General features: G+C 67.6%; 14 protein-coding genes and 3 tRNA genes. 6 read left to right on the top strand and 11 right to left on the bottom strand.

Annotation, left to right across the window (positions count from 1 at the left end; all coding sequences use genetic code 11):
• Nucleotides 1-27 precede the first annotated feature (27 nt).
• Together B042_RS0101660 and B042_RS0101655 are read right to left on the bottom strand one after the other, a co-directional pair.
• Nucleotides 28-1,332 carry an MFS transporter gene (locus B042_RS0101660; protein ID WP_028646762.1) on the bottom strand — a complete coding sequence of 435 codons (1,305 nt, stop codon included), beginning with the start codon at nucleotides 1,330-1,332 and terminating at the stop codon, nucleotides 28-30.
• Nucleotides 1,333-1,513: 181 nt separating this feature from the next.
• Nucleotides 1,514-1,864 carry a metallopeptidase family protein gene (locus B042_RS0101655; RefSeq protein ID WP_028646761.1) on the bottom strand — a complete coding sequence of 117 codons (351 nt, stop codon included), beginning with the start codon at nucleotides 1,862-1,864 and terminating at the stop codon, nucleotides 1,514-1,516.
• 94 nt (nucleotides 1,865-1,958) lie between these two features.
• Between B042_RS0101655 and B042_RS0101650 the strand changes: the two genes are divergently transcribed.
• The 4 genes from B042_RS0101650 to B042_RS0101635 all read left to right on the top strand — a co-directional run bounded on the left by B042_RS0101650 (nucleotide 1,959) and on the right by B042_RS0101635 (nucleotide 3,918).
• Nucleotides 1,959-3,491, top strand: coding sequence for a metallophosphoesterase (locus B042_RS0101650; RefSeq protein WP_051415400.1), 1,533 nt, complete (start codon nucleotides 1,959-1,961; stop codon nucleotides 3,489-3,491).
• 90 nt (nucleotides 3,492-3,581) lie between these two features.
• A tRNA-Glu gene (locus tag B042_RS0101645) sits at nucleotides 3,582-3,654 on the top strand.
• 89 nt (nucleotides 3,655-3,743) lie between these two features.
• Nucleotides 3,744-3,818 (top strand) — tRNA-Asp (locus B042_RS0101640).
• A gap of 26 nt (nucleotides 3,819-3,844) precedes the next feature.
• Nucleotides 3,845-3,918 (top strand) — tRNA-Phe (locus B042_RS0101635).
• A gap of 76 nt (nucleotides 3,919-3,994) precedes the next feature.
• On the opposite strand, the gene B042_RS0101630 is transcribed toward B042_RS0101635, so the two are convergent.
• From B042_RS0101630 to B042_RS0101620, 3 genes are read right to left on the bottom strand one after another with little or no spacing between them, the layout of a single operon-like run.
• Nucleotides 3,995-5,245, bottom strand: a complete 1,251-nt coding sequence (locus tag B042_RS0101630) for a tyrosine-type recombinase/integrase (protein ID WP_051415392.1) — start codon at nucleotides 5,243-5,245, stop codon at nucleotides 3,995-3,997.
• The gene (locus B042_RS24635; protein ID WP_231493684.1) at nucleotides 5,242-5,418 is read right to left on the bottom strand and encodes a helix-turn-helix domain-containing protein; all 177 of its coding nucleotides are present in this window, start codon (nucleotides 5,416-5,418) and stop codon (nucleotides 5,242-5,244) included. The genes B042_RS0101630 and B042_RS24635 overlap by 4 nt, the downstream gene beginning before the upstream one ends.
• 2 nt (nucleotides 5,419-5,420) lie before the next feature.
• Nucleotides 5,421-7,124 (bottom strand): replication initiator, encoded by a 1,704-nt coding sequence (locus B042_RS0101620; RefSeq protein ID WP_028646757.1) that lies wholly within the window; start codon nucleotides 7,122-7,124, stop codon nucleotides 5,421-5,423.
• A 34-nt stretch (nucleotides 7,125-7,158) separates the two neighbouring features.
• On the opposite strand from B042_RS0101620, the gene B042_RS25510 reads away from it, so the two are divergent.
• On the top strand, nucleotides 7,159-7,365 hold the full coding sequence (locus B042_RS25510) for a hypothetical protein (protein ID WP_155988818.1): 207 nt from the start codon (nucleotides 7,159-7,161) through the stop codon (nucleotides 7,363-7,365).
• Here the strand turns inward: B042_RS25510 and B042_RS0101615 are convergent.
• The 5 genes from B042_RS0101615 to B042_RS0101595 all read right to left on the bottom strand — a co-directional run bounded on the left by B042_RS0101615 (nucleotide 7,317) and on the right by B042_RS0101595 (nucleotide 11,172).
• A complete protein-coding gene (locus B042_RS0101615) occupies nucleotides 7,317-8,756 on the bottom strand; it encodes an FtsK/SpoIIIE domain-containing protein (protein ID WP_028646756.1) in 1,440 nt (479 codons plus the stop codon). The genes B042_RS25510 and B042_RS0101615 overlap by 49 nt on opposite strands.
• On the bottom strand, nucleotides 8,753-9,001 hold the full coding sequence (locus B042_RS0101610; RefSeq protein ID WP_028646774.1) for a hypothetical protein: 249 nt from the start codon (nucleotides 8,999-9,001) through the stop codon (nucleotides 8,753-8,755). Before B042_RS0101610 ends, B042_RS0101615 begins: the two co-directional genes overlap by 4 nt.
• A gap of 102 nt (nucleotides 9,002-9,103) precedes the next feature.
• Nucleotides 9,104-9,517, bottom strand: coding sequence for a hypothetical protein (locus tag B042_RS0101605; RefSeq protein ID WP_028646755.1), 414 nt, complete (start codon nucleotides 9,515-9,517; stop codon nucleotides 9,104-9,106).
• 141 nt (nucleotides 9,518-9,658) lie between these two features.
• Nucleotides 9,659-10,867, bottom strand: coding sequence for a helix-turn-helix domain-containing protein (locus B042_RS0101600; RefSeq protein ID WP_028646754.1), 1,209 nt, complete (start codon nucleotides 10,865-10,867; stop codon nucleotides 9,659-9,661).
• Nucleotides 10,864-11,172, bottom strand: coding sequence for a putative quinol monooxygenase (locus tag B042_RS0101595; protein ID WP_028646753.1), 309 nt, complete (start codon nucleotides 11,170-11,172; stop codon nucleotides 10,864-10,866). The genes B042_RS0101600 and B042_RS0101595 overlap by 4 nt, the downstream gene beginning before the upstream one ends.
• Before the next feature lie 155 nt (nucleotides 11,173-11,327).
• Between B042_RS0101595 and B042_RS0101590 the strand changes: the two genes are divergently transcribed.
• A complete protein-coding gene (locus B042_RS0101590) occupies nucleotides 11,328-11,747 on the top strand; it encodes an ATP-binding protein (RefSeq protein ID WP_028646752.1) in 420 nt (139 codons plus the stop codon).
• A gap of 5 nt (nucleotides 11,748-11,752) precedes the next feature.
• On the opposite strand, the gene B042_RS24630 is transcribed toward B042_RS0101590, so the two are convergent.
• A complete protein-coding gene (locus tag B042_RS24630; RefSeq protein ID WP_081748537.1) occupies nucleotides 11,753-12,838 on the bottom strand; it encodes a helix-turn-helix domain-containing protein in 1,086 nt (361 codons plus the stop codon).
• Between the last annotated feature and the right edge of the window lie 74 nt (nucleotides 12,839-12,912).

The raw sequence follows: 12,912 nt of genomic DNA, 5'->3' as shown, positions 1-12,912 counted from the left end.
CGCGGCGTCGGCCCGGCCGCCGCGCGGTCAGGCGTTCTGCTCGGTCCGGTCCATCCGCTCGATGGTGGGACCGGCCTCCCGTGACCACGGGACGGCCAGGAACAGGGCCGAGCACACCCCCAGCGCGCCCGCCGCCGCCACCACGGTGCCGGTTCCGGTGAACTCGGCGCAGAACCCGGCGACGAGGATGCCCAGGCCCTGCACGACCTGGAGCCCGGCGGCGACCAGACCGAAGGCCAGCCCCCGGCCCTTCTCCGGAACACAGAGGACGAACGCGGCGTTGGCCACGAACTGGTAGGAGCCCGCCATACCCACCAGGGCCAGCGCGGTGACCATCAGCCACAGCGATGGGTCGGCCAGCCACAGCAGCAGCGGCACCGAGGTGAGCACCGCCAGGGGGCCCAGCAGCCGTATCCGGGTGGGGGGAGGCACCAAGCGGGTGAGGACGAAACCACCGATCAGCGCCCCCACCGGCGAACCCGCCATGATGAGCCCCGCCGCGGCCGGTCCGGCGCCTGCCTCGTCCGCGATCGGGTTGGCGAGTCCGTAGGGGATGGAGTACAGGCCCGCGAGCCACGCGAGCAGTGCCAGCGTCCGCAGCCGGGCGTCGCCGAAGACGAGGGCGGCCCCGTCGCGGGTCATCGCCAGGAAACCGGGCCGGCTCTCCTCCGCGGCGCGCGGCGCGGGCCGCTGGGCGACCCCCAGCAGGAGGATCACGGCGGACAGGGCGAAGACCGCGCTGGTGGCGGCCACGGCCAGTCGCGGATCCACGTGTTCGACGGCCAGGCCACCCGCCACCAGGCCGAACAGCATCCCGACCTGAGAGGTGAGCTGGGTGATGGCGGTGCCGGCCACGTACCGCTCGCCCTGGACGATCTCCGTCAGTAGGGCCGCACGCGCCGCGGCGAAGGGGATCGACGGCAGCACGGAGCAGAACAGCAGGGCCCACACCGCCCAGACGGGCACGCCCGGAACGGCGATGAGGACCACGACGAGCGCCCGGGCCAGGTCGCACGCGACCATGACCCGGCGCCGGGGCAGGACGTCGGCCAGACCGGACAGGAGGGGCCCGGCGACGAACGGGGCGAGGAACGTCACGGCCAGGGTCGCGCCCGCGGCGAAGGCGGAGTCGGTGGCCTGGTAGACGAGGACGCTCGTGGTGATGTTCAGCAGGTTGGAGCCGATCATCGAGAGGGCGTGGGCGAGCCAGACGGTGCGGAACTCGCCGATCCCCATGACCTCCCGGTAGCTGCTCCGCCAGGACGGTTTCGGGGCGTTGGGGCGCTTGTGCCCCCGGCCTTCGGGTGTTCTGTCGAGGCTCGGATTCGGCACCCGGCACTCCCTTGCCTTTACAGGGTTCGTTTCACGCTCAGTCGTGTCCCGATGACCAACGGTCCCTGATTGGTCGCGTGTCCGCAAGCGGATAAGGCGATTTCGTGCCTGATTCGTTGCTCTCGGTTAGGGCGGTGTTCGGAGGGGGGAACAGCCCTTACCCAAGCGGATCCGTGCGTGCTCAGGCCCAGCCGAGCTCGGCGAGCCGAGCGTCATCGATCCCGAAGTGGTGCGCGATCTCGTGGATGACGGTCACCCGCACCTCCTCCACCACCTGTTCAGGGGTCTCGCACAGGGCGCAGATGTCGTGCCGGTAGATGAGGATCCGATCCGGCAGCACCCCGAAATAGGAGTCCCCCCGCTCCGTCAGCGGAATGCCCTCGTACAGGCCCAGGAGCCCGTCAGGCGACTCGTCCTCGACGGTGATCACCACGTTGTCCATGAGACGTGCCAGGCCGGGCGGGATCTCGTCCAGGGCGTCGGCGACGAGTTCCTCGAAGTGTGCGCGTGTCAGTTCCACCACATCACCCATTGTGCTGCCACGGCGTGGTCGGAGACGGAGGAGGGGGCCGAAGGGGAGGGAACGGTTGGGGAGTGGCCCCAGCGCCCTGCATGATGGTGGTGTGCTGTCTTGGGAAGCGATCCGTGCGTACGACTTGCGCCGTGCCTTCGAACGTGTGACCTCCGGGCGCTTGTGGCGCTGGGGGTGCGTTGTCGTCGCCGGGCTCGTCGGCGGGTGGCTGGGGCTCGCCTTGGGCGGCCAGGTCGTCAGTCCGATCGGTCCGGCCGACGTCACGTTCAGCCTGACCCCGCAGTGGCACGGTGAGACGGTCGTCGACGTCGCCCCCCTCGGCCAGCTCGCCTTCGACACCCACCGGGCACCGCTGAGGCTGGAGGCGACGATCTCCGACATCCGGCTCGCTGCGGCCGAGGAGATGTTCACCGACCCCGAGTCCATCGGCCGGATGGCCGCGGGCATCGGTCAGGACCTGCGCCAGGGCATCACCGACCTGGTGGTCCGCGCCCTGGCCGCGGGCGCCCTGGGCGCGCTGCTCTTGGGGCTGCTGCTGTTCCGGAACCTGTGGCGGGCCCTGGCCGGGGCGGCCATCGCGGTCCTCGTCCTCGCTGGTACGGGGGCTGGGGCGGCGGCCACCTTCAACCCGAGTGCCATCGTCGAACCCCGGTACACGGGGCTGATCGCGGGCGCGCCACAGGTGGTCGGCAGCGCCGAGGCCGTCGTCGACCAGTTCTCCCAGTACCAGGAACAGCTCGCCGGCCTGGTGAGCAACGTGTCCCGGCTCTACGAGGCCACCTCCACCCTGCCCGTGTATGAGGAGGACGAGGCGGTGGTCCGTGTGCTGCACGTGTCCGACATCCACCTCAACCCGGCGTCGTGGAGCATCATCGGCACCCTCCAGCGGCAGTACGGGGTGGACGTGATCGTGGACTCGGGGGACCTGACCGACCGGGGGAGCGCCGCCGAGGACGCCTTCGCGGCCGAGATCGCCGACCTGGAGGTGCCCTACGTGTGGGTGCGCGGCCAGCACGACTCGATGGGCACACAGCGCGCCGTCGAGTCCCAGCCCAACGCCGTGGTGCTGGACGGCGAGGTCCGCGAGGTGGCCGGACTGACCTTCTACGGGGCGGGCGACCCCCGGTTCACACCCGACGCGACGAGGATCAACCCGACCGTCCGTGAGGTCGCGGAGCTGGGTGGGGAGCAGGCGGAGGAGGTCGCCGACGGGCGCGAGGAGGTGGACATCGCCGTGCTGCACACGCGCGCGCAGGCGGAGGCCTTCGATGGCGTGGTGCCCTTGGTGCTGACCGGCGACGAGCATCGGCGCTCCACGATCCTGGGCGGTCTGGGCACCAGGTTCCTGGTGCAGGGGTCGACGGGCGGTGCGGGGCTGAGTGGTCTTGATCACGGTTCCGGACGCCCGGTGCCCTACCAGGCGTCGGTGCTGTACCTGGACGCCGAGACGGGCCGCCTCCAGGCACGCGACGACATCGACCTCGGCGGGGTCGGCCTGACATCGGCACAGGTGGAGCGGCACATCGAACCCGATCCCGACCGCCCGGTGGGCGAACGGCCCACGGCACCGGAATCGGGGAGCCCGTCCGCGACGCCCTCCGTGGCGGAGAGTGCGACCGGAGGCTGACGTTCCCGCAGGTGGTCATGTGTCCGGCGGGACCGGGCAAACCGCTTTGGCGTTGGTGGGAATCTCCCCTATGCTTGACCTGTCACACGGGCCCCCATCGTCTAGCGGCCTAGGACGCCGCCCTTTCAAGGCGGTAGCGCGGGTTCGAATCCCGTTGGGGGTACGACGTGGTCTGAGCACTGTCGGGCATCTGGCAGAATGATGACCACGCCAAAGCGCCGGGGCGGTCGACCGGGGCGACAACTTCATCCAGGTCCTGTGGAGCAGTTAGGAGTGCTCGCCACCCTGTCAAGGTGGAGGCCGCGGGTTCAAATCCCGTCAGGACCGCAGGTGCGCCGTAGACCGGCGCGCGCGGCTAGGTAGCTCAGTTGGTACGAGCGTCCGCCTGAAAAGCGGAAGGTCGGCGGTTCGACCCCGCCCCTAGCCACCCCTTGTAAGCAGTGCAAACGCCCGGAGGCCGAGAGCCCCGGGCGTTTTTTGACAGCAACGTGACAGCAACCGGCTCAGCCGAGCGCGTCCCCCAGCTTCCGGAGCGCCCGCCGCTTGTCGTCCAACGAGGCGTGCGCGTAGATCGTCATCGTCACCCCGATATCGCTGTGCCCGACGATCTCCCGGACCACTTGCGGCGGCACCTCCAGGTTCAGCAGCAGCGTCACGCAGGTGTGCCGCAGGTCGTGGAAGCGCATGCCCTCCAGGCCCGCGGCCCGCCGCAGTGGTTCCCAGCTCCGCCGCAGGTTGTCCGGCTCCAGGGGAGTCCCGCGCCGGGAGGGGAAGAGCAGCCCGTGTTCCTCCCAGTCGGGGAAGGCGTCCGAGCGCTCGACGAACTGCCGCTTCCGGTGCGCCTTGAGCGCGTCCACACAGATACCGGGGAGCGGCACGGTCCGCGCCGAGTCCTCCGTCTTGGGCGGCACCAGGGCCAGCTTCCCGTTCACCCGCTGGAGTGTGTGGACCACCTCCAGGCGGCCGGCCTCCAGGTCGACATCGCACCAGCGCAGCCCGAGCAGCTCCCCACGACGCAGGCCCAGGCAGAGCGCCAGGACGTACAGGGCGTGGAACCGGTCGTTCTCCGACGCCTTGAGCAGACGGCGCGACTGCGCGACGTCCAGGCCCCGGTTCACCGAGTAGCGCGGCGGAGAGACCTTGACGAGAGAGGCCGCGTTACGCGGGATCACCTCCTCACGGACGGCCGTCTGGAGAGCGTTGCGCAGGACGGCGTGGATCGACTGCACCATGCGCGCCGACAGACGGTGCTCGCAGCACCGGGGCCGGGGGAGCGCGCAGCACTCCGGCTTGTCCCGAGCGGCGTCCGTACCGTTCTTGCAGCACTGACAGAGTTGCCGAACATGCGTGATGAAGGTCCGCACGTCGCGCGCGGCGAGCTTGGCCAGCTTCTTCTTCCCCAGGCCCGGCACGAGGTAGCGGCGGACGACACCCTCATAGCCTTGCACGGTCTTGGGTCGGCGTTCGGCGCGCACGACGTGTTCCATCCAGTAGTCCAGGTATTCCGCCACGGTCCAGTTCTCCGAGGCGACGGGAACGCCCCGGTCGGAGTCGGCCAGGAGCCTGTTCAGCTTCGATCGGGCATCGTCGTAGTCGCGTCCGTACCCCTGGACGCGCTTGTACGTGCCGTCCGTGGTCAGCGCGTACCCGGCGAAGGCGTACCGGCCGTCCTTGCGCAGCCAGATGCTTCCCTCCCCGTTGGCGCGCTTGCGCCCCTTGCGGCGACGGCGGTTGTTGCCCTCAGAGGCACTCACGCGGCATCCTCCAGGGCTTCCAGGCACTCGGAGAGCGCCGCGACGGGGACCAGGCGGCGACGGCCGATCTTGACGGTGCGGAGGGTGCGGGAGCGGATGAGATTGTAGACCATCCAGCGACTCACCCGTAGATGTTCGGCGGCCTCTTCGACGGTCAGGAGGAGTTCGGTCATGGTCACGCTGCTTCCTGCTCAGGGGTTGCCGAATGGTCTGGGGTTCGAGCGGCGTTGAGTTGTGCGCGGCGTTTGAGGGATTCGCCCACGGCGCGCAGGAGGCGGCGTTCACGGGGTGCCACGTCCGGATCGGTGGGACGGGCCAGTTCCCAGGCGAAGGAGCCGCGAGCCGTGGAGAGCAGCGCGGGGGGCCGGTGGTCGCCCTCGCCCTGGCCCTCGTCGGCGGGGTCAGTGCTAACGGCGTTAATGCCGAGGGTGTCCAGGACCCAGGCGAGCCGGTCCGCCTTGTGGTCCGCGAGGGTCTTACCGGACCACTTTCGGGAGACCAGGACGCGCCGTCCGGCGTAGCCCAGGTGTTCGCGCCGGTGGGCCTTGGAGCGGCAGAACCCGGGCCGCAGCCCGGCTTTGGGGTCCTGGGGCTGGATGCCGTAGCGCAGCCAGTTCGCGCAGCGAGGCGAGCACGGTTCGAACCGCAGCGCGTCCAGGAGCCGGTCCACGTGCTGTTCCTGAGAGACCGTCTCGACCTCGTGGCAGTCGGCGAGGTCCTTCGTCAGGTACTTCGCGAGGTAGCGCACGCACCGATCGGCGTCGGCGGACCCGGCAACGACCCCCTTGGCGTCGAGTTGGCGGCCGAACCGCGCCACGTGGTGGGGCTGCGCGTTGGGGTCCTCGTCCAGGGCATCCAGTGCCTCGTCCCAGGTGGGCAGGAGTGCGCCCGTGGCGGGGTCGAGGTAGGTACCGGTGTCCTCGTCCCACACCGGCAGGTGGCCGCCCTCGAACCGGACCGTGTCAGCCGGTGGCCACCACACCTGGTGGTAGGTGGCGGCGGCGATCTGTCGCAGTTCCGCCCTGGGGAGGGTGCCCCGGGTGGCCATGTGCAGGTGCGGGGCCAGACGGCGTTGGGGTTCCACCGAGGCGAAGTACTGCACGTCGAACCCGGCCACCCGGCGCAGGTTCTGCACGAACCGGTCGACGAGCTTGGAGAAGTGCAGGGCGTCCCGAGCGGCCCGTCGGTAGTCATAGGCGGCGGGGTCGACGGGGGCGCCGTCCGAGCGGACACGGCCGTAGGAGTCGAGGGTGAGGGTGAGGAACAGCGAGGGCCGGAAGGTCCGGCCGGTGGCGGGGTCGGTGTAGGAGCGTCCGACGGTGGTGCGGCGCATCGCGCGCTTGGGCAACTCCGGCACGTCCTGGCGGCGTCTGGTGGAGCGCACCCGACGCGGCCGGGACCCGGACGGGGAAGAGCCCGAGCGGGTGATGGAGCCGCGCAGGCCGGAGGCGGTGATCTCCTCGTCCAGGTCCGAGATCGCAGCGTCCAGGCGGGTCAGGTCCTCGTCCGAGGCGTCCCCGGACGCGGTGAGCCGTTCCCGTTCAGCGGTGACCATCGCGCGCTGTTCCACCCAGCCCCGTTGCACCTTGGTGGGCGGGTCGGGGTCCACGACGGGGTCCTCTGCCAGGTGCCAGCCCTCTTCGCACTGGGACCGGCGCAGGGACCGTTTGCGTTTGGCGCAGGCCGGACAGCGGGATTCGAGGGTGGACCCGCACGGCACGTCCACGATCTCGCTGGCACCGGTGGCCAGGTCGGTGCGTCGGAGGGAGACGGGGCGGATGCACACCCCGTGGTCGGCGGCCACCTGTTCGGCGACCTCGCGGGCCAGGGGTTGCGCGAGCCGTTCGGCCCGGGTGGACTTACCGGTCAGAGTCGGCATCGCAACCCCCAACCGAGATACGAGGAGCGCACCCGTGGACTGGTCGGACTGGCGTTTCACCGCCGGAGCCGGGAACATCATCCCCGCAGCGGGCATGCTCTACCTCGACGTGCCAGGGCCAGCACTCGGCTACGCGATCGGGAGCGCGGCTTTCCTGCTGTGGTGGGGCATCCGTGCGTTCAAAGCGCGTCGTCATGCCGCCTCACCCCCGCCGTCCGATGAGGAGGCGGCCGAGCCGTAGACCTCGACCATCGCGGTGATGTTCGCATCCGACACGTACGCGGCCCGCACCCGCACCGGGGCCGGTGAGCCCTCCACCCGCACGAACCCCACCCCGGGAAGAGCCGCATCGATCAGATGCGCGTTCGCCCCACGGTCCCGCGCCCCTTCCCCGAGGACCATGTCCACCTGCGACGCCTCGTCCAACCGCAGCGCCACCTTGTCCGGGAACAGGTTCCGCAGGTTCATCACCTCCTTGCGCGGATCCTGGAGCGCGGCCAGCACGCAGAAGCCCACCGACCGGCCCTGCGAGGTGAGGGTGGCGATCGCGTTCTCCGCCCGGCGCCGCACGTCCCGGTCGGGGTGGTAGGCGGTCAGGAACGCCACCTCGTCCAGCACCACCAACACGAACGGATCGGCGGTGGTGGGCGTGTGCGCGCGGCGGTGCCCGGCGTAGCGTCGGGCGCGTTCCTGCATGGTGCCCACCGCCCTCTCAAGCAGAGCAACCGCCGCGCCCGCCTCGTCGGCGTAGTGGGCGAACAACGCCCGCCCGTAGGACAGCTCCATGCGTTTGGGGTCGACCGCCCACACCTGCGCCGTCCCGGCATCGATCGCGGGCAGCATCGCGCGCACCGCTGACCAGATCACCGAGCCCTTACCCGAGCCGGTCACCCCCGCCACCAGGACATGTGTGCCGTGCAGGCGCAGCGCCCACCGCGCGCCGTCCTCGCGCACACCCACGCCCAGTGCGCCCAGATCCGCCCACTCGCCCACGTCCAGGGCGGGCACGGTGTGGGCGAGGGTGTCCCGGCGGGGGAACTCCAGGGTGATCTTGCGCGGGCCTTCCACCAGCACGCGGCAAGAGGGCGCACCGAAGCCGTGGGCGAGTTCGGCCACGCGCGTCTCGAAGTGGGCAGGGCTGGTGCCCGCCACCAGGGTGATGCGCACCCGGTCCGCCCAAGCGGTGCAGAGGACGCGGCGGATGCGCGGCAGGTAGCGGCGCTCCTGGTAGGACTCGGCCAGGCCGGAGATGACCAGGACGGGTTGCCAGTGGCGGCGGTAGACCATCACGTGCCGCCACCACGCCAACAAGCGCAGGGTGACCCAGGTCCGGAAGGAGACGGGATGGACGCGCCACCACACCAGAGAGGCCACGGCCGCCGAGCCCCACAGTCCGGCCGGGCCGGGCCAGTCCAGCCACCACCAGGCCCCGCCCGAGGCAGCAGCCGAGGCGACCATGACCGGGAACCGGAATGGCAGCGTGACCAGGAACCGCACCAGCCGCCACACCCACGAGGCCAGCACGACGATGCCGGGGGTCTCCACGATCGGGGTGGTCCAGCGCACCCCCTGTGCGGGGGAGGGCAGGGTCGGGGGCGTCTGCGCGGCCCCCACCTTGGCCGAGCGCATCAGAGCACACCCCCGCCCCGGTTCTCGTTCTGGTGCAGGACGCGCGAGCGCATCAGGCGGGCACGGTCGGCGACCTCGGACGCATCGGGGGTGCCCAGGTCGGCCAGCGCATCGAACACCCGCGCCTTGAAGGCGTAGAAGTCCGCCCACTCACAGGGACGGGAGCGGGGCGTCTCGACCGCGTCGAGGTAGGCGTGCACCAGGCCGGAGCCGGTCAGGGTAGACAGGTCATCGGGGTAGGGGGACATACTGGAAACACCTCTTGTGAGAGTTGGGAAGCTTCCGAGGGGTGACAGGGGCGGCTCAGGTGTTGGCGCACCAGGCCGCCCCGCTTACATGTCAGGAGGCGATCAGGCCGCGTCCTTGGCCGGAGAACGACGGGTGCCGCCAGCGGCACCGGCGGTCGGGGGCTTCACACCCCGGGCGCGCAGCGAGTAGGCCACCCGGGGGCGGCGGCCGTTGTCGTCCACATAGGGCATGACCGCCATGGATTCGAACTCCACCGGCCGGAACGGCAGCCCGGGAACCTCGTCGGGCAGGGTGGGGCACACCTTCGCGGGGATCTTGACCTTCACGCTCTTGGCCTTGCCCCGCGCGTCGGGGTCGGCGTCGATCACATCCACCGCCCACAAAGGCAGCCCCGACTCCTTGTCGAGCTGGGGCCGCTTGGTCTCGAAATCGGTGATCGCCTCCACCCCGAGCGCGAACGCGCCGTGGGGGAACACGGCGGCGAACTCCACCGGCAACGCACCCTGGATAGCCATGCGGACTCCTTACTGCGCCTATCAGCGCAAACGAAAACGTGTGGCCGGTCGCACCCCTCCACGGCAGGAGGGACCGCGCGACCAACCACACGATAATCCGCACTTTTTGTTTTGTCTAGTACATGAAGTACTAGATGGCACTTAGAGTACGCCCACCCTCCTTGCGAGCCTGGTCAGCGCTACTCCGGCGGGATCCTGGATCGCCAGGAGGTCACCGACGACCTGCCGCACCACCGGATGCCCGTGCACTTGCTCGGGGGTGATGCGCTCGGCCTTCTCCAGGGTGGCCACGGCATCATCGACGTTGCGTCGTTGGAGTTGAGCGCGTGACACGTCGATCAGGAAGCGGCCCTGACGTTCCAGAGACAGGGACGACACGTCCACCTCGTCCGCAGCGCGCAACGCCACGCCAGCGTCGCCCAGCTCCACAGCCACGGACACCTCATGCAGGCCCACGTTCGCCGGACCGAACTCGGTGTTGAAGTCGTTGCGATCTCCGCCCAAGGCGTCCGAGATCCGCTTGGCCTCGGACACGTGCCGGTAGGCGATGGTGGCCTTGTTGCCGCGTGCGGCGGCGACCGCCCGTTGCAGGGTCAGCGCTCCATAGACAGACATGGCCTTGAGGTCGCCTTCTTCCACCAGGCCACCCAGCGCCTCACACGCGGTCTGCGCTGTGGCCTCGACCTGGTCATAGTGGCGTGCGCCCTGAAAGGTCAGGCACAGGCGGAACTCACCCGCCGCCATGAGGAGCGGATCCTCCGCCCGTTCGGCCGCGGTGATGGCACGGTCAGCGGCGATCCATGCCGCCTCGTACTCGCCTTGGCCGGACAACGCGGAGGAACAAGCCTGGTAAACGGCGTTGAGGAGCCGGAACAGCTCCAGGCGTTCACCGTTGGGAACCGAGCGGGCGGCCGACTCAAGGTCGGGGATCAGCGACTCCAGAATCTCGGTGAGATCCATGTAGGCGCTGGCATGGGTCAGCTCCCAGACCCGATCAACCCGCTGGCGAAGGTCGTCCACATCGACCGCCGCAGGATTACGGCGCAGTAGAGCGGCCAAGGCGTGCGATCCACTCAGGACCAGGCGCAGTCGGCTGCTTCCCGGGGGTTCCTCGTTGGTGGCGGCGACGATGGGAGCCTCGGCAGCCAGCTCGGAGACGGGGATCTCCAGGACCTCGGCCAGTTTTTCGAGCACCACCATGCGGTCGACCTTGCGCACCCCGCGTTCGACCTGAGACACCCAGGTCTCGGAACGGCCGACGAGTCCGGCGAACTCGCGTTGAGACAGACCGCGCTGTTTACGGTGCTTGGCCACCTTGCGGCCCAGCGCCTTCTGGTAGTCGGTGCTCACTCCTGCACACCCTTAGCGTCCATCAGGTTCAGGAAGTCCACCTCCACCGAGGCCAGGAACGCGCCGCGAGCGTCCAGGAAGCGCTTCACGTGCGGCTGTTCCTCGTGGGCCGCGAAGGCGGAACGGTCGGCGTACAGCTCGTAGAAGACGCGCTCCAGGGGCTTGCCCTCCACGGTGTGGACCGCGTACACGAGCGTGCCCGGTTCGCTCCGGCGGATGTGCGGAAGCGTCTCCGCCACCAGGGCATCGAAGCCGTCAACAGCGGCTTCGTCCTTGAGCGTGAACCGCACAGACAGTCCGAACATGGGGCACTCTCCTCACTTTGACTACAAGACCCGTACTTATTGTGCGCGCAAACCAGTGCGCTACACACGCATTCGATGTACGGTAGCCGTACTAATAGTACTAGTCATGCAGCTCAGTGTCTGCCCCCTGCACCCAGAGCACGAGGTGAAACCCCATGTCCCTCTACGCAGACCGGTTCGACCACACGGCGAGCGTCCACCACGCCTGGTTCTACGGCCGCCCCGACCAGATCGCCGCTGTGCGAGCGTTTGTTGCCGACCGCTTGGGCGACTGCCCAGTGGCGGACGACGCGGTACTTCTCACGAGCGAATTGGCGACCAACGCCGTCCAGCACACCCCGTCGAGCCTCCCGGGGGCGGGGTTCGGCGTTCTCATCGAGCATGAGCACGGGAAGAGTGTGCGCGTCACCGTCCACGACGGCGGTTCGTATTTCGACGCTCCATGCGTGGCGCAGCCCGAACCCGACGCCGAACACGGTCGCGGCCTGTTCCTCGTTGACGCCCTGGCCACCTCATGGGGCAGCTACGCCACCCTCTCCGGACGCAAAACCTGGTTCCTTATATATAAGGAATGAATAGTTTAATCAGACCTGTGGTCAGGGTTTTTCGATCGCAGAAGAGCCCTTCCAACTGCAAGCATTGAGTGTATAGCGGCAGGGCTGCTTGCAACTGTAGCGTCGCCGTTTCGTTGTGGTATCGAAAAATACGATCCCTTCACCTTGCTTGATATGTTGGCTCCATAAACAATGTATGGCTTCATCTCTTCCTGTTGTCTTGGGATCTGCATGACAAGTATGCATTTCTTGTTGTGTTCTAGGTAGGTAATGTCAAAATCTTCGGGGGCTGGGTAAATGTAATTTCGCGCGATGCTCTTGTATCTTGCGGTGAGCTTCCAGCCTTTTTCTATGGGAGTAATTTGATCGATTGTGTCGATTCCGTTTCTTTTCCTTGATTTCATGCCGATGATTATGATGCCCCCCCGTTTGGAGTTGGCCATGCTACAGATGTCCTTTGCGAGCTCGTATTTTTCTGTCTCTTCTTCGAGTCTGTAGGGGGTAGATTTAACTTCAAGCCAGGGGGACTCGGGCTGTCCGAGAAAAATCTGCCATTTTCCGGAGCGAAGTATGTCGACGGCGATGTCTTGGTTTATTGGGCTCCCAAGAAAACAGTGAACCAGATCAATCAAGCCCTCGGCTATCCTGTAGGCATGTCCGAGTGTATTTCCGCGCTCGCTCAGCCAAAAATCTATGAAATAGTAGATCTGACTTCCGGACCCCTCGTAATCTATCGCTGCCAGTCCGGCACCGTTTCGCGACAGGTAGGGGCGCGCGAGTTTGATTAGTTCTTCAACTTCCACGTATTCGTTGGCGAAGAACTCCGAGCGCACTAGAAATTCGCCGTTTTTTGTCACTCTAAATTCTATTGGCTCTGCGGGAGAGTAGTCTTCGTCGTACTCGGATATGGGGGTCCGCGTTACAAGGATGCAGTCAAGGTCGGGCGGCGCCTGTTCGATTAGTAGCTTGCTCCGAGGCCAATTTCGGGGTCTCACCTCATGGCCCCAATGGTAATTTTGATGCTTTAATATTGCATTGCGAATGCTGGTGATTGAAATATTTTCGATAGCCTCTAGCGGAGCTAGGTATTGATCACTTCCAGTTCTCTGCATCGTCCAACAGTCTAGTTGAATTTCTGAATCTCCGAGAATGGCTTTTGCTTGAGTTGGCTTCACTGGGCCTGCCT

This window comes from Nocardiopsis sp. CNT312, from assembly GCF_000515115.1.
Lineage (GTDB): Bacteria > Actinomycetota > Actinomycetes > Streptosporangiales > Streptosporangiaceae > Nocardiopsis.
This window is presented reverse-complemented; position numbering and strand designations above follow the sequence as displayed.